Consider the following 19,235-nt stretch of genomic DNA (forward strand, 5'->3'; position numbering starts at 1 on the left):
TGTGAAGTGATCGAAGCTGTTCATGGATACCCTTGCCCAACTCAAGGCTGGCCAACTGGCTGGCATCAAGCGCCTGGACCTGTCCTGCGGCCTGACGCAGTTCCCCCGGGAAATCTTCGACCTGGCCGACTCCCTGGAAATCCTCAACCTGAGCGGCAATGCCCTGCGCAGCCTGCCGGAGGACCTGCACCGCCTGCCCCTCCTGCGCGTGCTGTTTTGCTCGGACAACGCCTTTACCGAACTGCCGGCCTGCCTGGACCAATGCCCGCAGTTGAGCATGGTCGGCTTCAAGGCCAACCAGATCGAGCACGTACCGGCTGCCGCGCTGGCGCCGCAGTTGCGCTGGCTGATCCTCACCGACAACCGCATCCGCCACTTGCCGGATGAACTCGGTGAGCGGCCGCTGCTGCAAAAACTCATGCTGGCCGGCAACCGCCTGGAGCAACTGCCAGCAAGCCTGGCCCAGTGCCATAACCTCGAACTGCTGCGCATCGCCTCCAACCGCCTGACGCACTTGCCGCAATGGCTGCTGACACTGCCGCGCCTGACCTGGCTGGCCTATGCCGGCAACCCGGTGGAAAGCGCGGTGGAGACAGCCAGTGATGACGCGACACCGAATATTCCCTGGGCTGAGCTGGAACTGGCCGAGGTCTTGGGCGAAGGCGCTTCAGGGGTGATTCGCAAAGCGCTCTGGAAACCGTCGAACGCGCCTGTCGCGGTCAAACTCTATAAGGGCACCATCACCAGCGACGGTTCGCCGCTGCACGAAATGCAGGCCTGCATCGCCGCAGGGCGACACCCCAACCTGATCAAGGTGCAAGGCCGCGTGGTCGGCCACCCCGATGACCAGGCCGCCCTGGTGATGGACCTGATCGACCCGAGCTACCGCAACCTCGCCGGCCTGCCAAGCCTGGCGTCCTGCACCCGGGATATCTATGACCCCACCACCCGTTTCAGCGCGGCGGTGGCATTGCGTATGGCACAGGGCATCGCCTCGGTGGCCGCACACCTGCACCGGCACGGCATCACCCATGGCGACCTGTATGGGCACAATATTCTGTGGAATGCCGAGGGTGATTGCTTGCTGGGGGACTTTGGCGCGGCATCGTTCCACGCCAACACCGACACCTTGGAGACCAGGGCGTTGCAACGCATTGAAGTGCGGGCGTTCGGGGTGTTGCTGGGGGAATTGCTGGAGCGGATTGACGAAGGCTTGAGCGATGAACAGCGCCTGGCGCTGGAGGTACTGCGTGACCACTGCTGCCAGCCGCAGGTGCTGGCACGACCGGCGCTCCAAGAGATCGAGACACTGCTGTCCTCACTCTGAAACGCCATGTGAATGTGGGAGCGGGCTTGCCCGCGATAGCGGTGTGACTGACCGACCGCTATCGCGGGCAAGCCCGCTCCCACACAAGCCCGCGTCCATGATTACAGGCCGGTATCAGCCCGCCAGGCCAACGAACATATCCTGCACGTCGTCATGGTTGTCCAAGCCTTCCAGGAAGGCTTCGACTTCAGCCATCTGCTCATCACTCAAGCCGCTGACCGGATTTTTCGAGATATAGCCCAACTTGGCCGACAACACCGTAAAACCCTGTTCCGGCAAAGACTTCTGCACCGCGTCCAGGTCGGTGGTCTCGGTGATGAACAAGGTCGTGCCCTCTTCTTCGCCTTCTTCAAAATCCTGGGCGCCGGCTTCGATGGCGGCCATTTCCGGGTCGGCATCCGGGGTATCCGGCGAGGCCTCGATCAGCCCCACGTGGTTGAAGTCCCAGGCCACGGAGCCCGAAGCGCCCAGTTGGCCCTTGCGGAACGCCACGCGGATTTCCGCTACGGTGCGGTTGATGTTGTCGGTCACGCATTCAACGATCAACGGCACCTGGTGCGGAGCAAACCCTTCGTAAGTCACGCGATGGTACTGCACGGTCTCGCCCAGCAGGCCTGCGCCTTTCTTGATCGCACGCTCCAGGGTTTCCTTGGGCATCGAGGCCTTCTTGGCCTGCTCGACCACCAGACGCAGGTGGGCGTTGGTCGCGGTGTCCGCACCGTTGCGGGCGGCAATGGTGATTTCTTTCACCAGCTTGCCGAAGATCTTGCCCTTGGCATTGGATGCCGCTTCTTTATGTTTAACCTTCCACTGTGCGCCCATGACTCACTCTCTTGATATCCGTGGCGCCGAAACGTCTACTGGCCGGCGCTTTGGCCGCAGAGTTTATAGGGCGAGAACCTATCGTTCCACCAAAAAACCGGCCAGCGTTGCAGGGGCCTCAGGTGCGCAGGGGGTTGATCGCGACCGAGCGATCCGGCACAAAGTCGCCCACTTGCGCCAAAACCGCAGGCCGCGCGTTCCAATAGGGCATCAGCACCAGCGCGGAAAACAACGCGGCGCCGGCGAACACGATAAACACCGTGACCGTGTCGAAGTAGCCCGGCAGCAGGCCACCGAGAATCGCGCCCACCGAACCGCAGCCGTTGACGAAGCCCGCCGCGGTGGCGCCCGCCCTGGCCGTGCCGAAATCGATCGCCGCTGTGCTGCTGATCATCGAGTCTGGCCCGTACAGGGTCAGGCCCATCACAAACAGCAAGGCCATCACCAACAGCACGCTACCGGTATGCAATGCCCCCATAAACAACGCCAGGGACACCGTCAGCGCCAACAGGCTAAGGACACAGGCCGGCATGCGCCGGGCGCCGAACAGTTTGTCGGACGCCAGGCCAATCATGATCGGCCCCAGCAACCCCGCCAGCTCGAACGCCGTGGGCACAATGGCCGCGCCGACCTTGCCCACCGACGGCATCTGTTCGTAGACAATCACCGGGCCCCACAACAGGATCGCGTAACGCGCCGGTTTCAGCAGGAAGTACGCCAGGCCCAGGGTCAGTACGGTGCGGTTACGCAAGATCTCGCGCAACGGCTCCAGGATGCTGATCTTCCTGGCTGCTGCCGCCTCTTCTGCGCTCAAGGCCGGCTCCGCTTCCACGGCGGGCAACCCGACATCCTGTGGCGTGTTGCGCTGGAACACAAAGAACAGTACCGCCACCACCGCTACCACCGCCGCGCTGGAAACAAACGCGGCGTGCCAGCTGCCAATCAAGGTATAGGCCCACCAACCGGCAAACGGTGATGCCACCAGGCCGCCAAACGCATAGCAGGAACTCCATAGCCCCAACACCCGCCCGCGCTGTTGCGCCGGGAAGAAACTGCCGAGGTTCTTGCACAGGCCTGACCAGCCGGTGGACTGCGCCAGGCCCTGGATCAACATGCAACTGACAAAGACCGGCAACGTCGCAAAGGTGCCCATGACCAACGCAGCCAGCGCGGAAATCACCAGGCCGCCGAGTACCACCACCCGTGGCCCGAAGCGGTCGGCCAGCATGCCCCAGGTGAACTGGCCGACGGCATACGCTGCCAGATACAGGCCGTCGAGGTTGGCCATCATCATTTTGTCCAGCGGGAAGCTCGGGTCGTCGACGATCCCCAACTTGGCCACGGAAAACGCTTTGCGGGTGAAATAAAAGGCGGCATAGGCCAGCCAGGTGATGGCGAAAATCTGCACGCGCCAACGCTTGATGCTACCCATAGGGATATTCATGTGGTTCTGACCTCAGGTGTGAGTGTGCCGGCAGAGTCGGGAAGCAATTGCCTGTGTTTTTATTGTTTTGCACTGCAGTACCGGGTCGCAGGGTACTGGTCAGATGAGTCCTGCAAGGTTGCACGCCAGGGCCCATGATCGCCGAAGCTGTAAGACTCAACCCGCGGCGACTGGGGGCTATCAAAGCAATGGCTGACTAATAGGTAAAATCGATTTATCGTATTTCAAATATAAGTTCAGCTTGTAAGAGGCCATGCCATGTCGGTTTCCCATGCCCAACTCAAAGCCTTCCATGCCGTGGCGATCCACAGCAGCTTTACGCTGGCGGCAGAACGACTGTTCCTCACCCAGCCAGCCATTTCCGACCAAGTGCGCAAACTCGAAGAGCGTTTCGGCGTGCTGTTGTTCCATCGCAACAAGCGCTCGGTGCGCCTGACTGACCTGGGAGAGCGCCTGCTGAGCATCACCCAGCGCCTGTTCGTGATTGCCGCCGAAGCCGAAGAACTGCTGCAAGACTCCAAGGCCCTGCAAACCGGCAGCCTGACCCTGGCCGTGGACGCGCCGGTGCATGTACTGCCGCAGATCGCCCGGTTCTGCGAACGCTATCCGGGGATTACTGTAAAGGTCGAGACCGGCAACACCGATGACGCGCTGTACCGCCTGTACAACTATCAGGCCGACCTGGCGCTGGTGGGGCGTGATGTCGACGATGAGCGCCTGCTCTCGATCCCCCTGCGCGATGACCCGATGCTGGCTTTTGTGGCACGTAACCACCCGTGGGCCGGGCGCGAGTCCATCGACCTGGAGGACCTGGACGACACGCCCCTGGTGTTGCGGGAAACCGGCTCGGTGACTCGTCAGACCCTGGAGCGCGAGATGCATCAGGCCGGGCTGCGGATCCGCCCGGCGATCCAGGTGGAAGGCCGCGAAGCCGCACGGGAAGCGGTGGTGGTGGGAATTGGCGTGGGGGTGGTCTCGGCGTCGGAGTTCGGCGCAGACTCGCGGGTGTATGCCATGCCGATCCGCGACTGTACCCAGCGCATGAAGGAGACGCTGGTATGCCTGAAGGAGCAGAGCTCGCGGCGGGTGGTGGCGACCTTTCTGGAGATTGTCCGGGAGAGACTGCGCGAAGATCAGCTTGAAGCCAGCTCGAAAAACGCCTGAATCAAGCGCAACTCCCGGCGCCGCTCCATGCAGCCGAGCATGTGCTGGTTCAGCAATCCGTCACCACGCAGAGGAATCGCGTGGACCCGGGGATCACGACTGACCTCCACCGAGGACACCACGCCCACCCCCAACTGCGCAGCCACCGCTTCTGTCACCGCTTCACGGCTGTCCAGTTCCAGCAATACCCTGGGTTGCACGCCGGCCTTGGTACAGGCGTCGTCGAAGGTGCGACGGGTGATGGAACTGGGCTCGCGCAACACCATGATCACCTGGTCCAACTGCTCCAGGCCGATACCCGCCGGCTGCGCCAGCCACGGATGGCCAGCCGGTACCAGGGCGCAGATGCGCGACTCGTTCAAGGCCTGCAAATGCACGCCCTTGCGGGGCTCCACTTCGGTCAACACCGCCACATCCGCATGCTCGGACAGCAGCGCGGCCAAGGTTTCCTGGGCGTTGCCCAGGCGCAGGTTGACGGTAATCCCGGGGTAACGCGCACGCAGCTTTGCCAGCATCGGCATGACCATATGGGGCCCATCTGCCGCCACTTCCAGGCGCCCGGTGAGCAATTGGCGGTTAGCTTCCAGCAGGGTCTGTGCTTCATCCACCAGGCCGAAAATGCTACGGGTGATGGCCGCCAGCTTGATGCCCTCCTCCGTCAACTCGACGCGCCGCGCGGTACGCCGCAGCAGGGTGATCTGGTAATGCTCCTCCAGCGCCTTGATATGCCCGGTCACGGCCGGCTGGCTGATAAACAGGCGCGCAGCGGCACGGGTGAAACTGCCATCCCGGGCCACGGCGTCAAATGCACGCAGTTGAAAAAGATTCATAGCTATCGGCCTCACTGATGGCTGGCATAACAACAAACAATTTGATTGATAACAAGCCAAACTGCAATTTATGTCCCGTAGCTTCATCCCACCGCTCTGCGAGGACATGAGAATGAGTACTGCCGCACCGATCCTGCTCACACCCGGGCCCCTGACCACGTCCGCCCGCACCCGCCAGGCGATGATGGTTGACTGGGGTTCGTGGGATGAGCGCTTCAACCAACTGACCGCCAGCCTCTGTGAGCAACTGCTGGCGATCATCAACGGCAGCGACAGCCACCACTGTGTCCCCTTGCAGGGCAGCGGCACATTCGCCGTCGAAGCCGCCATCGGCACCCTGGTACCCCGCAATGGCAAGGTGCTGGTGCTGATCAACGGTGCCTACGGCAAGCGCCTGGCGAAGATCTGCGAAGTGCTGGGCCGCCCGTTCAGCACCTTCGAAACCGCCGAAGACCAACCCACCGCCGCCGCCGATGTCGACCGGCTGTTGCAGGCTGACAGCAGCATCACCCATATCGCGCTGATCCACTGCGAAACCAGCACCGGCATCCTCAACCCGCTGCCGGAGATCGCCCAGGTCATCCAGCGCCACGGCAAGCGCCTGATCATCGATGCCATGAGTTCCTTCGGCGCGCTGCCGGTCGACGCTGCCCAAGTGCCGTTTGACGCACTGATCGCCGCCTCCGGCAAATGCCTGGAAGGAGTGCCGGGCATGGGTTTTGTCTTTGCCAAAAAAGAAGCACTGGCCGCCGCCCAGGGCAACAGCCATTCCCTGGCCATGGATCTGTTCGACCAGCACGCCTACATGGCCAAGACCGGCCAATGGCGTTTTACCCCGCCAACCCATGTGGTGGCCGCCCTGCATGAAGCGCTGCTGCAATACAACGAAGAAGGCGGCTTGCCGGCCCGCCAGCAGCGCTATACCGCCAACTGCCAGACACTGCTGGACGGCATGGCCGACCTGGGCCTGCGCAGCTTCCTGCCCACGGCGATCCAGGCGCCGATCATCATCACCTTCCACGCGCCGAACGATCCGCGCTACCAGTTCAAGGACTTCTACGAGCGGGTCAAGGCCAAGGGTTTCATCCTGTATCCGGGCAAATTGACCCAGGTCGAAACCTTCCGCGTCGGCTGCATCGGTCACGTCAACCAGGCAGACATGCAAGCGGCGGTGGCGGCGATTGCCCAGGCGCTGCAAGAGATGGAAGTGCTCGACATCTAATCCTCCTCGACGATAGGCCTTCATGGCCGCTATCGCCGGCAAGCCGGCGCCTACACATTATTTACAGGACTTGAACCATGAATTATCAGCACCCCAACACCCTGCAGGCCGCCATCCTCGACTGGGCCGGCACTGTGGTCGACTTCGGCTCCTTCGCCCCCACGCAGATTTTTGTCGAGGCTTTCGCCGAGTTCGACGTGCAGGTGTCCATCGAAGAAGCCCGTGGCCCGATGGGCATGGGCAAGTGGGACCACATCCGCACCCTGTGTGATCAGCCACAGGTTGCCGAGCGCTACCGCAAGGCCTTTGGCCGCACGCCGACCGACGATGACGTGACCGCCATCTACGAGCGCTTCATGCCCTTGCAGATCGAAAAGATCGCCGAGCACTCGGCGCTGATTCCCGGCGCCCTGGAAACCATCGCCGCGCTGCGTGCGCAAGGGATCAAGATCGGCTCCTGCTCCGGCTACCCCAAGCAAGTGATGGACAAAGTGGTCGAACTGGCGGCTACCAATGGCTACATCGCCGACCATGTCGTCGCCACCGACGAAGTGCCCAATGGGCGCCCATGGCCGGCCCAGGCCCTGGCCAACGTGATCGCCCTGGGCATCGATGACGTGGCGGCCTGTGTGAAGATCGACGACACCGTACCGGGCATCCTCGAAGGCCGCCGCGCCGGGATGTGGACCGTGGCGCTGACCTGCTCGGGCAACGCCCTGGGCCTGACCTACGAGCAGTTCCGCGCCCTGGCTCCGGCGACGCTGGCCAGCGAGCGCAAGCGCATCGAAGCGATGTTCGCCGGCTCGCGCCCCCACTACCTGATCGACACCATCACCGACCTGCCCGGCGTGATCGCCGACATCAATCAGCGCCTGGCCCGTGGTGAAATGCCGCAAAGCGCCTGATCGAGATCAATACATCGCCCCTCACTCGGGCAAACCTTGCCTAACAGGTTTAGGCTGAAGGGACTCCGTCGCCAAAGAACGGAGGTTTGCCCCTGATGAGTGAGGAAAGACGCGATGCCGTGGAAAAACAGTGAATCCCGTTACAGTACGATGTCCATCGCCCTGCACTGGCTGATGCTGGTGCTGCTGGTGGTGGTCTACGCCACCATTGAATTTCGCGGGATTTTCCCCAAAGGCAGCGGCGGGCGCACGTTAATCAAAGAACTGCACTTCATGTTCGGCCTGACCGTGTTCGTGCTGGTCTGGCTGCGCCTGTTTGCAAGAAGCTTCGGTGTAGCGCCGAAAATCCTGCCCGCCCCGCCGCCATGGCAAACGCTGCTGGCAACGCTGATGCACGTGGCGCTGTATGTGTTCATGATCGGCATGCCGATCTTTGGCTGGCTGATTGTCAGTGCCGAAGGGCATTCGGTGTGGTTCTACGGGATCGAGTTGCCACCGCTGATCGGTGAAGACAAGGACCTGGCCAAGCAGATCGAAGGTTGGCATGTGCTGGGCGGCACCATCGGCTACTGGCTGATCGGCCTGCATGCGGCGGCGGGTCTGTACCACCACTATTTCATGCGCGATAACACCGTATTGCGCATGTTGCCCAAGCGTTAACCCACAAAACCGCGGCGGCCTTGCAGGCCGCCGGTGTGCACAAAGACCAGCCGAGTGCCGGGGGCAAAGCGCCCGGCCTCGATCCGTTGCTTGAGCGCCAGCAGCGCCTTACCGGTGTAGAGCGGTTCCAACGGTAGGCCGCAGGCCAGCTCAGTGGCCTGGATAAATTCAAGCAATAACGGATCGGCCTTCGCAAAACCGCCACGGCTGGCATCCACCAGTTCGTATCCGCCCTGCACAATGGCCTGCACATTCTGCTCGACGCCATGACCCTGCGGCACCGCCATTGCCCCATACACAGGATGGGCGCCCGCCTCCGCCAGCACCAAGCCTGCGAGCGTGGTGCCGGTGCCGGTTGCCAGCCACCAGGCGTCATAGTCGCCCCACCCCAGGGCATGCAACTGCATGCGCGCCTGCTCGACCAGCACCCCGCAACCCTGCGCTCCCGCCATTGCGCCACCGCCTTCGGGCACGGGATGCAGGTGTGGGTATTGCTCGCCCCACGGCAACCAGAAGTCCGGTGCATGACGCGCGCGGTAACCGCCATAGCCCAGCCAGTGCAACTGCATGCCGAAGGCTTGCAGATCGAGAATAGTCGGGGTGCCTTGAGGGTGCCCGCGCAATAGGCCGACGGTGGCAAAACCGAAGCGTTTGCCGGCCGCCGCCAGGGCATGCAGATGGTTGGAGTGGGCGCCGCCCAGGCTGATGATGCCGCTGGCACCCGCCTGGTGCGCGTGGGCCAGATGCCCGGTGAGCTTGAACCACTTGTTGCCGCTGATCAGCGGGTCGATGCAGTCCAGGCGCAGCACGGCCACCTCGACCCCGTTCAACCACTCCAGTTGCAAGGGCTCAAGGGGCGCGTGGGGAAGCCAATCAAAAGGACCCATCAGGGCATGTCTGCAAGAAAAAAGGGGCGGTAGTCTAACACCGCCCCTCTTCAGTGCTTACAGCTCGGCGGCGAGGCGCGAGCCTTGGTTGATCGCGCGTTTGGCGTCCAGCTCGGCGGCCACATCGGCCCCGCCGATCAGGTGCACATTCTGGCCGGCAGCGACCAGGCCGTCCTGCAGTTCGCGCAGCGGGTCCTGGCCGGCGCAGATGACGATGTTGTCCACCGCCAGCACCTGGGGCTCGCCCTCGGCACCGATACGGATATGCAGGCCCTCATCGTCGATTTTCAGGTACTCGACACTGTTGAGCATCTGCACCTGCTTGTTTTTCAGGCCGGTGCGATGGATCCAGCCAGTGGTCTTGCCCAGGCCATCGCCAACCTTGGAAGCCTTGCGCTGCAACAGGTACACCTCACGTGCCGGGGCATGGAGCTGGGGCTTGATCCCGGCCACGCCGCCGCGGGCCTGCAGTTGGGTATCAATGCCCCACTCCTTCCAGAACGCTTCGCGGTCCAGGCTGGTGGAGGCGCCCTGGTGCACAAGGAACTCCGACACATCGAAACCGATACCGCCGGCGCCGATCACAGCCACGCGCTTGCCCACCGGCTTGCGCTGCAGGAGCACGTCCAGGTAGCTGAGCACCTTGGCGTTCTCCACCCCAGGAATGGCCGGGGTACGTGGCGCGATACCGGTGGCGAGGATGATTTCGTCATAACCGCCAGCCACCAGTTGCGCCGCGTCGACCCGGGTGTTGAGGCACAGGTCGACATGGGTGGTCTGCAGTTTGCGCTTGAAGTAACGCAGGGTTTCAAAGAACTCCTCCTTGCCCGGCACACGCTTGGCCACGTTGAACTGGCCGCCGATTTCGCTGGCCGAATCGAACAGGGTCACCTGATGGCCGCGCTCCGCCGCCACGGTAGCGGCAGCCAGGCCTGCAGGGCCAGCGCCGACCACGGCAATTTTCTTGATCTGCTGGGCCGGCAGGTAGTTGAGTTCGGTTTCATGGCAGGCCCGCGGGTTGACCAGGCAAGTGGTCAACTTGCCGCCGAACGTGTGGTCAAGGCAGGCCTGGTTGCAGCCGATGCAGGTATTGATCTCATCGGCACGGCCAGCGGCGGCCTTGTTGACGAACTCCGGGTCGGCCAGAAATGGCCGGGCCATGGACACCATGTCGGCATCGCCCTCGGCGAGGATCTGCTCGGCCACCTCCGGGGTGTTGATACGGTTGGTGGTGATCAACGGAATCTGCACCGCGCCGCGCAGCTTGGCCGTGACTTTACTGAACGCGCCCCGTGGCACTTTGGTGGCGATGGTCGGGATGCGCGCTTCGTGCCAGCCGATGCCGGTGTTGATGATCGTCGCCCCCGCCTGCTCGATGGCCTTGGCCAACTGGACGATTTCTTCCCAGGTGCTGCCACCTTCCACCAAGTCGAGCATCGACAGGCGGAAGATAATGATGAAGTTCGGCCCTACGGCTTCGCGCACCCGGCGCACGATTTCCACCGGCAGGCGCATGCGGTTTTCGTAGGCGCCGCCCCAACGGTCGGTGCGGTGGTTGGTGTGGGCGGCGAGGAACTGGTTAATGAAATAACCTTCCGAACCCATGATTTCCACGCCGTCGTACTCAGCGACCTGAGCCAATACGGAGCAGGTGACGAAGTCGCTGATCTGCTTTTCGATACCTTCCTCGTCCAGCTCCTTTGGCTTGAACGGGTTGATCGGCGCCTGGATCGCGCTGGGCGCCACTTGCTTGGGGCTGTAGGCATAACGCCCGGCATGGAGGATCTGCATGCAGATCTTGCCGCCCGCCTCGTGCACCGCCTGGGTGACAATCTTGTGCTTGAGCGCTTCGGCCTCGGTGGTCAGCTTGGCCGCCCCGGAATACACCCCGCCTTCATCATTGGGGCCAATGCCCCCCGTAACCATCAGGCCCACGCCGCCACGGGCACGCTCGGCAAAATAAGCCGCCATGCGCTCAAAGCCGCCGGGTTTCTCTTCAAGGCCGGTGTGCATCGAGCCCATCAGGGTGCGATTGCGCAACGTGGTAAAACCCAGGTCCAACGGGGCCAGCAGGTGCGGGTAGGCAGCAGCGGTCATGGTACAGCTCCACAACGGATCATCACGGGACGTGGCAGGCTCGAATGGCCGACCATCGGTTTATGTCCCACAGACTAAGAGCCACGTCCTTAGCGCTCAATGACTGAAACTGACAAGTTAATGATCAAAATGCGCAGCGCCCCTTGGCAAGCGTGGCGACGCGCCCTACCCTAGGGGCGAACCCTGCACATGGCCTGTTGTCTGTTTCCTCATGCGTAAATTACTTGCCTTGACCCTCACCATGGCCCTGGTCGCCGCCGTTTCCGCCTATCTGGTCTGGACCCAGGAACGCCCCGTGGGGCATTACCTGTCGGACCTGCGGATCAACCTGGCTGTGAACGAGGGCATTCCCGCCGATCACGGCAACCTGCTGGGCATCCAGCCGGAGTTGTTTCCCGCTGACTACCAGAGCCTGGAGCGCTTGCACCTCAAGCTCTCGGCCTATTTGCGCAATGCCCGGGACATGGGGCTGATCAATGACAAAACCATCGTGGTCCTGCCGGAACATGTCGGCACCTGGCTGATGGTCAGCGGCGAAAAAAACGAGCTGTACCAGGCGACCAATCTCAAAGAGGCAATGAACTGGCTGTCGGCAAGCAACCCCTTACTGTTCCTGCGCGCACTGATCAGTGCCCAGGGCGACAGCCGCCTGGACGATGCGTACCTGCGCATGAAGGCGCCGGCCATGGCCCGTGATTACCAGGTGCTGTTTGGCGGCCTGGCCAAGGAATTCGGGGTGACCCTGGTGGCCGGCTCCATTGCCCTGCCCAACCCCAGCATCAACCAGGGCCAATTGCAGGTCGGCCACGGCGCGCTGTACAACACCAGCCTGGTGTTCGACCGCGACGGCCTGCCGTTGGGCCAACCCCAGCGCCAGCTTTACCCCATCTTTGAAGAGCGCGGCTTTATCGCCCCAGGCGACGAAAGCGCGATCAGCGTCATCGACACCCCGGCCGGACGCCTGGGCATCCTGATCGGCAGCGACAGCTGGTACCCGGACAACTACCGCAAGCTCAACGAACAAGGCGCGCAATTGGTGGCGGTGCCGGCCCTGGTGATTGGTCGTGATACTTGGGACAAGCCATGGCGCGGCTTCAAAAGCGTGTCCACGCCACCGGAAGTCAGCCTCAAACCCGAAGAGCTCAGCGAAGGTGAAGCCTGGCATCGCCTGAGCCTGATCAGCCAGGCGCCTATCAGCCTGGCCGGCGCAGGCATGAGCGTATTCATGCGCGGGCAATTCTGGGACCAGGGCACCAGTGGTCAGAGTTTTCTCAGCGCCAACGGTCAAGTCTTCGCCGACGGCAACGCGCGTGGTGCGCGCTTGCTGAACGTGTGGCTGTAACGCCATGAAGCCGGCACCGGTGCGCCTCGGGGACTTATCGGTGGGCATCGTGCATACCCTGGCCGACGCCATCCTCAGCCACGGCCTGGACCCGCAACCGCTGCTGTTGCAATACGGCCTGGACCCGGCGCGCTTGAGCGAACTCGGCGCACGCCTGTCGATCCCCCGCTACATGCGCCTGGGCCACGCGGCCATCCAGTTGACCGGCGACCCCGGACTGGGCCTGCGCATGGGCCAACTGAGCCGCATGAACCAACTGGGCCTGGCGGGCGTCACCGCCGCCCAGGCGCCCAACGTGCGCGAAGCCGTGCGCGCCCTGACGCGCTTCGAGGCCCTGTACGGCGCCAACTACCGCGGCCAGTCGAGCTTTCATGAAGACCCCCGGGGCGCCTGGCTGCGTTTCTATTCCATCAGCCCGTACAACGCCTATAACCGCTTCGTGGTGGACTCGATTCTGGCCGGCTGGCTGCATCAGATGGCGAGTTTGTGCCAGCAGCCGGTGGTGGCCGAACGGATCGAAATCGAATTCGCCACACCGGACTACAGCGCAAGCTACAACGTGCTGGGCGATTGCCCGATCCAGTTCGGCGCCGAACTCAATCAACTGCGCCTGAGCCAGCACAGCCTGGGCCTGCGCAACCCGCAGCACTGCCCAAGTACCTGGAACCTGCTGTTGCAACTGTGTGAAAGGGAACTGGAGCAACTGACCCGCACCCGCAGCCTGCGCGAGCGCATCACGCGCTTGCTGGGGCCGATGCTCAATGGCGGCCGGGAACCCGACCTGGAAGAAGTGGCGGCACGCCTGAAGCTGCCAACCTGGACCTTGCGGCGCAAACTGGCCGAGGAAGGCACTCAGTTTCGCGCCATTCTCAACGACACCCGTCGTGACCTGGCCATGACCTACATTCGCGATACAGAACTGGCGTTTGGAGAAATTGCCTATTTGCTCGGTTTTGCCTCAGCGGAAGCCTTTCAACGGGCCTTCAAGCGCTGGAACAACCAGACTCCAGGGGAGTTTCGCCGCAGTCAGCGACAGTCTGCCTGACGCCCGTCTACAACTCGGTGGCATCGTCAGCCGGGTCCAAAGGGTCCAGCTCAAAGGCCTGGTATTCCAGCAGCTCTTCTTGATAATCGTCCATCGTCGACTCCTTGTGTAATCAAAGCAGGTTGCTCAAGTGACCTGCATCACCAGCCTAAAGTGCCGTCGTGACGTAAAAAAGACAGGGTCATGACGTTCCTGCGCTTGAAGATCAAACGTAGCAGCCAGGCGCGGATTTAATCGCATCAAATAAATGCAACTGCAACCATTGCAATTGCAATCAAATACCGACTTCCATTAGGGTGATGCTCTCCACCACCAATGGGAGGCGACTCGTGACTGCCAGCACTGCGCAATCCGCACAAATCTGCATCGACATCCTGAACGATCAGCCACCGCCCCGTAGCTCACCGCTGTATACGGTGATGGCCATGGCCAACACCCTGGAGTTCAGCCCGGCGACACGCCGGCAAGCCTGGGTCATTCGCGGCCAGTCCTCTTCCAGGCGCATTGCCGCCTGGCCCACCTGGTTTGCTCGTAACAGCGGGGAAAAACCGCTGTTGTACCTGCACAGCGCCACCTCATCGGCACAGCTGTGTGCCCTCTCCCGTGGCACCGAACAACGGGGGATTCTGTGTAACGATATCCAGACCCGCCCCACCACTTGGCCCAGAGGCGCGCACCCGTCACTCCCGCTCTGGCTGGCCAGCAACCCGCAGTGCACCCCCTATGACCCGGCCTCCGGCGAGGAAACCCGGGCAATTGTCCTGGCAGGCCTGCATGCGTTGTATATCGACGGCAGGCCCGGCTTCTATTACCTGGCCCTGCATGACCAGGACGACGGGCCGGGATTGGCGCCCCAAGACCGCGAGGATGCAATCAAGGGAATGTACCGGATCGGCCGCGAGCCAGCGGCCCGATTGCAGGTGCGCTTGCTGGGCGCAGGCTACGCGTTTGCAGAAGTGCTGCATGCCGCAAGGTTGCTGGAGACGGACTGGAACGTGTCGGCGCAGCTATGGAGCTGCCCCAGCTACACCCGGCTGGCGCGGGAGGCACGTGCCGCCGAGCGCTGGAATCGCCTGCATCCACTGGCTGAAAAACGCAGCAGTCACTTGCGCGATTGCCTGGCGGGCAACGACAGCCCGGTGATCGCGGTCACCGGCTATCCGCAATCCGTCGTCGACCCACTGGCGGCCCATGTGGATGCACGCTTTGTCGCCCTGGGCGCCGGCTCAGTCCAGCCGGCGCCACCTGACCGCTACTGGATTGCCGCGCTGGCCTTGAAAGCACTGGCAGAGGATGGGCGGATCGAACCGCAGCAAGTGGAGCGTGCACTACGGCGCTACCCCCTCGGATGAGCGCGAATGCGCCCTTGCCTATGGTGTTTCGGGCCTGCGCCGTCCCCGGGTTTGCACACCGGCCTGCATCGCCAGCCCGGCCGTACGTTCCAACGCATCGGCGAAGCCCTGGCGTTGCTGTGCATCGAGTTGCGAGAGGAACAGTTCATCCACGGTACTTTCGTAGATGCCCCACATCTTTTTGCGCAACACCCGGCCCTCATCGGTGATCGAGGCAAACGCGGCGCGCCCATCGCCCTCGCAGCGCGAACGCACCACCAGGCCGTCCTTTTCCAGGCGGTCCACCAGGCGCGTCAGGTTGTAGCGCTCGATGGCCAGCACATCGGCCAATTCATGCATGCGCCGGGTGCCATCAGGACCGCTTTCCAAGCCCCACAGCGCGTCGTACCAGGCGTATGGCGGCAGGCCGGCCAGGGCCAGGCGCCGTTCTATTTCACGGATGACCGTCCTATGGGCCCTGACAAAACGGAACCAGACATCAGGCTCTTTCGACGACATGCAACACCATCCGGGGAATTCGAGAAGGTTGCAATGGTAGCGCATCCCGCGCTAGATTCAGGCATGTAGTTGCAATTGCAATTACTTTCGCCGCGTGCCGAATCACCCTCCCACAAGGAGTCCGCACGTTGATATCCGTACCCCCTGGAGCCTCACATGAACGCGAACAACGCAGTAAGACTCGACGACGATCCACAGGAAACCCGCGAATGGCTGGAGTCCATCGAGTCGGTGCTCTCCACCGAAGGCCGCCCGCGAGCCCATTACCTGATCGATCAGTTGCTGGATTTCGACGTAGCGCGACATGGCGACTTCCATGGGCGGGTCACCACGCCCTACGTCAACACCATCGCGGTGGAGCGGCAACTGCCCTACCCCGGCAACCAGACCATCGAACGCCGACTCAATGCGTTTATCCGTTGGAATGCCATGGCCATGGTCTTGCGCGCCGGAAAGCATTCGGGCGTAGGTGGGCATATCGCCACCTATGCGTCGGCCGCGGTGCTGTATGACGTAGGCTTTGACCATTTCTTCCGTGGCCGAACCGAGACCTTCGCCGGTGACCTGGTGTACATCCAGGGCCACTCTTCGCCAGGTGTTTACGGGCGTGCCTACCTCGAAGGGCGCATCAATGAAGCACAACTCGACAACTTCCGTCGCGAGACCGGCGGCAAGGGCCTGTCGTCCTACCCCCACCCCCGGCTGATGTCGGACTTCTGGCAGTTTCCTACCGTGTCTATGGGCCTGGGGCCGATCACTGCGGCCTACCAGGCGCGATTCATGCGTTACCTGGACCTGCGCACCCTCAAGCCTGAGGAGGGACGCAAGGTCTGGGCATTCCTGGGGGATGGCGAGATGGACCAGCCGGAATCCCTCGCTGCCATCTCCCTGGCGGGGCGCGAGAAATTGGATAACCTGATTTTCGTGGTCAACTGCAACCTGCAACGCCTCGACGGCCCGGTGCGTGGCAATGCCAAAGTGATCCAGGAGTTCGAAAGCCTGTACCGCGCGGCCGGCTGGAACGTGATCAAAGTCATCTGGGGCGGTGGCTGGGATGCCCTGCTGGAAAAGGACCGCAGCGGCCTGTTGCGCCAGCGCATGATGGAATGCGTGGACGGCGACTATCAGAACTACAAGTCGCAAAACGGCGCCTATGTGCGTGAGCACTTCTTCGGCAAATATCCAGAGTTGCGGGCACTGGTGGCACATCTTTCCGATGATGAGATCTGGAAACTCTCACGGGGTGGCCATGATCCCGACAAGGTCTACAACGCCTATGCCGCGGCCATTCGCCATACGGGGCAGCCGACTGTGATCCTGGCGAAAACCGTCAAGGGCTTTGGCATGGGCGAGGCTGGCGAGGGCCAGAACATCAATCACCAACTCAAGAAAATGGGCGCCGAGGCCGTCAAGGCGTTTCGCGACCGGTTCGGCCTGGAGGTGGCTGACGACCAACTGGCAGAAATCCCCTATCTCAAGCCCGCTGCAAACAGCGAAGAAGCACGCTATTTTGCCGCACGGCGCCAGGCCCAGGGCGGCTATATTCCTGCCCGGCACAGTACGGTGCCAGCGCTGAAAATCCCTGCGCTCGAGACGTTTGCCACCCAACTCAAGGACACGGGCGAGCGCGCCATCTCCACCACCATGGCCTTCGTGCGTATCCTCGGCACCCTGCTCAAGGACCCAAACCTGGGCAAGCTGATCGTGCCGATCGTGCCCGACGAGTCCCGAACCTTCGGCATGGAAAGCCTGTTCCGCCAGATTGGCATTCACTCTGCCGTGGGCCAACTCTATACCCCGCAAGACGCCGGGCAATTGAGCTACTACAAAGAGAGCAAAGACGGGCAGATCCTACAGGAAGGCCTGAATGAGTCCGGCGCGTTTTCTTCATGGATCGCCGCCAGCACGTCCTACGCCAACCACGGCCTGATGACGCTGCCCTTCTATATTTTCTATTCGATGTTCGGCTTCCAGCGTGTCGGCGACCTGGCCTGGGCCGCAGGTGATGCGCGGGCCCGTGGCTTCCTGCTGGGGGCTACCGCCGGGCGTACCACCTTGATGGGCGAAGGCTTGCAGCACGATGACGGGCATAGCCAGGTGTTGGCCTCGGTGATCCCTTGCTGCATATCCTACGATCCAACCTTTGCCTACGAGCTTGCGGTAATCATTCGTGAAGGCATGCGGCGCATGTACGTCGAACAGGAGGATATTTACTACTACATCACCCTGCTCAACGAAAACTACCCGCACCCGGCCATGCCCGAAGGTATCGAGGATGGAATTCTCAAGGGCATGTATCGACTGAAGGCGGGGCAGCAGGCCCAGGTGCAACTGATGGGCAGCGGCGCGATCCTGCGCGAAGTGATCGCGGCTGCGGATTTGCTGCGCGAGGATTTTGCCGTGGGCAGTGACGTCTGGAGTGTCACCAGCCTCACCGAACTGCGCCGCGAGGGCCATGCGGTGGAGCGCTGGAACCTCTTGCATCCGCAGGACGTGCCACGTACCAGCTACGTGGAACAATGCCTGGCGAACCACGCGGGGCCTGTGGTGATTGCCACCGACTACATGAAGATCTTCGCCGACCAGATTCGCCCGTTCGTGACGGGCAGGCGTTTTGTCGCACTGGGCACCGATGGTTTTGGCCAGTCCGATACCCGCCAAGCGTTGCGTGAGTTCTTCGAGGTGGACCGCCATTTCATTGTATTGGCGGCATTGAAGGCCCTGGCTGACGACGGCCTGATCAGCCGCACCACGGTTAGCGAGGCGATCAGCCGCTACGGGATCGACGTCGACAAAGCCGACCCAGCCAGCGCGTAGCTACTGGCCGGTGGCCGGCAGCGGCGGAATTGCCTCTGTCGGTGCCGGCAACACAGGCATAGCCGGCGCTTCTGCCGGCGCTTGCTGCGGAGCAATCGGCGTGGCCTCAACCGGCGGCGCAAGCGGCTCCGAGACCACCGGAGCGACAGGTACAGGCGGCATTTCTTTCGGCGCTTCTACCTTGTCCACCACCGGCGCGGGCTTGGGTTCTGGTACGCCAAGGTCAGCCTTTGGCACTTGTGGGATATGCTCGGCGGCTTTCACTTCCTGGGGCAGGAACACATCCACCAAGGCAAAGTAGCGGTCATAGAATTTGGCCGAGGTGACCGTCTCGCTGGCCACTTTGACCATCGAGTCATCGGTGGAGCCGATCGGCATCGATACCGAACCGAGCACACCCACTCCCAGGCTGGCGGAGTTGTTGACCTTCTTCAGCGCGTAGCGATCCTGCAGGGCGTTGGCAAACATGGTCGCATGATGCTCACCGCTGCCATCTTCGGCACAAACCACGTTGAAACTGATCTGCAGGTGGGTCTCACCAGTCTGCTGGAAACTTTTGTTACCGCTCACCAGCTTCGGGTCGCTGCTGGTGATGATGTAGCCCTGGCTGAGCAACGCCCGGCGTGCCGCTTCGCAGGCCGCGACATCGCTGACCGGGTAATTGCGCGAAAACGTACCGGAATCGTCGAAACTCTCATGTTCGTAGATAGCGGTCTTGGGCGACGAGCAGCCCGTGGCGCCTGCCAGCACCAGCGCAAGCGCGAGGCCACGCAAGTGAAATGAAGTCGACATTGATCATCCTGAGGAAAACGTTCAGGGCGCT

Annotated in this window: 16 protein-coding genes; 9 read left to right on the top strand and 7 right to left on the bottom strand. The window is 62.3% G+C overall.

Annotated elements, in window-relative coordinates; genetic code table 11:
• Positions 1-22: 22 nt before the first annotated feature.
• Positions 23-1,327, top strand: coding sequence for a leucine-rich repeat-containing protein kinase family protein (locus HZ99_RS05845; protein ID WP_038441802.1), 1,305 nt, complete (start codon positions 23-25; stop codon positions 1,325-1,327).
• 114 nt (positions 1,328-1,441) lie between these two features.
• Here the strand turns inward: HZ99_RS05845 and HZ99_RS05850 are convergent, their stop codons facing one another.
• Positions 1,442-2,149, bottom strand: coding sequence for a YebC/PmpR family DNA-binding transcriptional regulator (locus HZ99_RS05850; protein ID WP_038441803.1), 708 nt, complete (start codon positions 2,147-2,149; stop codon positions 1,442-1,444).
• A gap of 118 nt (positions 2,150-2,267) precedes the next feature.
• Positions 2,268-3,593 (bottom strand): MFS transporter, encoded by a 1,326-nt coding sequence (locus HZ99_RS05855; protein ID WP_038441804.1) that lies wholly within the window; start codon positions 3,591-3,593, stop codon positions 2,268-2,270.
• A 258-nt stretch (positions 3,594-3,851) separates the two neighbouring features.
• Here HZ99_RS05855 and HZ99_RS05860 point away from each other — a divergent pair, with 258 nt between their 5' ends.
• Positions 3,852-4,757: a LysR substrate-binding domain-containing protein gene (locus HZ99_RS05860; protein ID WP_038441805.1), complete on the top strand. Its 906-nt coding sequence runs from the start codon at positions 3,852-3,854 to the stop codon at positions 4,755-4,757.
• On the opposite strand, the gene HZ99_RS05865 is transcribed toward HZ99_RS05860, so the two are convergent.
• Positions 4,727-5,587: a LysR substrate-binding domain-containing protein gene (locus HZ99_RS05865; RefSeq protein WP_038441806.1), complete on the bottom strand. Its 861-nt coding sequence runs from the start codon at positions 5,585-5,587 to the stop codon at positions 4,727-4,729. The two genes, HZ99_RS05860 and HZ99_RS05865, sit on opposite strands and share 31 nt — an antisense overlap.
• A 112-nt stretch (positions 5,588-5,699) precedes the next feature.
• On the opposite strand from HZ99_RS05865, the gene HZ99_RS05870 reads away from it, so the two are divergent.
• The 3 genes from HZ99_RS05870 to HZ99_RS05880 all read left to right on the top strand — a co-directional run bounded on the left by HZ99_RS05870 (position 5,700) and on the right by HZ99_RS05880 (position 8,374).
• Positions 5,700-6,809, top strand: a complete 1,110-nt coding sequence (locus HZ99_RS05870) for a 2-aminoethylphosphonate--pyruvate transaminase (protein ID WP_038441807.1) — start codon at positions 5,700-5,702, stop codon at positions 6,807-6,809.
• Between the two features lie 77 nt (positions 6,810-6,886).
• The gene (gene phnX / locus HZ99_RS05875; RefSeq protein ID WP_038441808.1) at positions 6,887-7,714 is read left to right on the top strand and encodes a phosphonoacetaldehyde hydrolase; all 828 of its coding nucleotides are present in this window, start codon (positions 6,887-6,889) and stop codon (positions 7,712-7,714) included.
• 114 nt (positions 7,715-7,828) lie between these two features.
• Positions 7,829-8,374, top strand: a complete 546-nt coding sequence (locus tag HZ99_RS05880; protein ID WP_038441809.1) for a cytochrome b — start codon at positions 7,829-7,831, stop codon at positions 8,372-8,374.
• Here HZ99_RS05880 and HZ99_RS05885 read toward each other — a convergent pair.
• Positions 8,371-9,261 carry a 1-aminocyclopropane-1-carboxylate deaminase/D-cysteine desulfhydrase gene (locus HZ99_RS05885; RefSeq protein WP_038441810.1) on the bottom strand — a complete coding sequence of 297 codons (891 nt, stop codon included), beginning with the start codon at positions 9,259-9,261 and terminating at the stop codon, positions 8,371-8,373. The two genes, HZ99_RS05880 and HZ99_RS05885, sit on opposite strands and share 4 nt — an antisense overlap.
• A 57-nt stretch (positions 9,262-9,318) precedes the next feature.
• A complete protein-coding gene (locus HZ99_RS05890) occupies positions 9,319-11,358 on the bottom strand; it encodes an NADPH-dependent 2,4-dienoyl-CoA reductase (RefSeq protein ID WP_038441811.1) in 2,040 nt (679 codons plus the stop codon).
• 211 nt (positions 11,359-11,569) lie between these two features.
• Between HZ99_RS05890 and HZ99_RS05895 the strand changes: the two genes are divergently transcribed.
• The 3 genes from HZ99_RS05895 (at position 11,570) to HZ99_RS05905 (ending at position 15,097) form a co-directional block, all read left to right on the top strand.
• Positions 11,570-12,700 (top strand): carbon-nitrogen hydrolase family protein, encoded by a 1,131-nt coding sequence (locus HZ99_RS05895; RefSeq protein ID WP_038441812.1) that lies wholly within the window; start codon positions 11,570-11,572, stop codon positions 12,698-12,700.
• 4 nt (positions 12,701-12,704) lie between these two features.
• The gene (locus HZ99_RS05900; RefSeq protein ID WP_038441813.1) at positions 12,705-13,745 is read left to right on the top strand and encodes an AraC family transcriptional regulator; all 1,041 of its coding nucleotides are present in this window, start codon (positions 12,705-12,707) and stop codon (positions 13,743-13,745) included.
• A gap of 299 nt (positions 13,746-14,044) precedes the next feature.
• Positions 14,045-15,097: a transketolase-like TK C-terminal-containing protein gene (locus tag HZ99_RS05905; protein ID WP_038441814.1), complete on the top strand. Its 1,053-nt coding sequence runs from the start codon at positions 14,045-14,047 to the stop codon at positions 15,095-15,097.
• An 18-nt stretch (positions 15,098-15,115) separates the two neighbouring features.
• Here the strand turns inward: HZ99_RS05905 and HZ99_RS05910 are convergent, their stop codons facing one another.
• A complete protein-coding gene (locus HZ99_RS05910; protein ID WP_038441815.1) occupies positions 15,116-15,595 on the bottom strand; it encodes a MarR family winged helix-turn-helix transcriptional regulator in 480 nt (159 codons plus the stop codon).
• Between the two features lie 156 nt (positions 15,596-15,751).
• Between HZ99_RS05910 and aceE the strand changes: the two genes are divergently transcribed.
• The gene (aceE, locus tag HZ99_RS05915) at positions 15,752-18,412 is read left to right on the top strand and encodes a pyruvate dehydrogenase (acetyl-transferring), homodimeric type (RefSeq protein WP_038441816.1); all 2,661 of its coding nucleotides are present in this window, start codon (positions 15,752-15,754) and stop codon (positions 18,410-18,412) included.
• Here the strand turns inward: aceE and HZ99_RS05920 are convergent, their stop codons facing one another.
• Positions 18,413-19,204, bottom strand: coding sequence for a DUF2242 domain-containing protein (locus HZ99_RS05920; protein ID WP_038441817.1), 792 nt, complete (start codon positions 19,202-19,204; stop codon positions 18,413-18,415).
• Positions 19,205-19,235: the final 31 nt, after the last annotated feature.

This window comes from Pseudomonas fluorescens (genome assembly GCF_000730425.1).
Taxonomy (GTDB): domain Bacteria; phylum Pseudomonadota; class Gammaproteobacteria; order Pseudomonadales; family Pseudomonadaceae; genus Aquipseudomonas; species Aquipseudomonas fluorescens_X.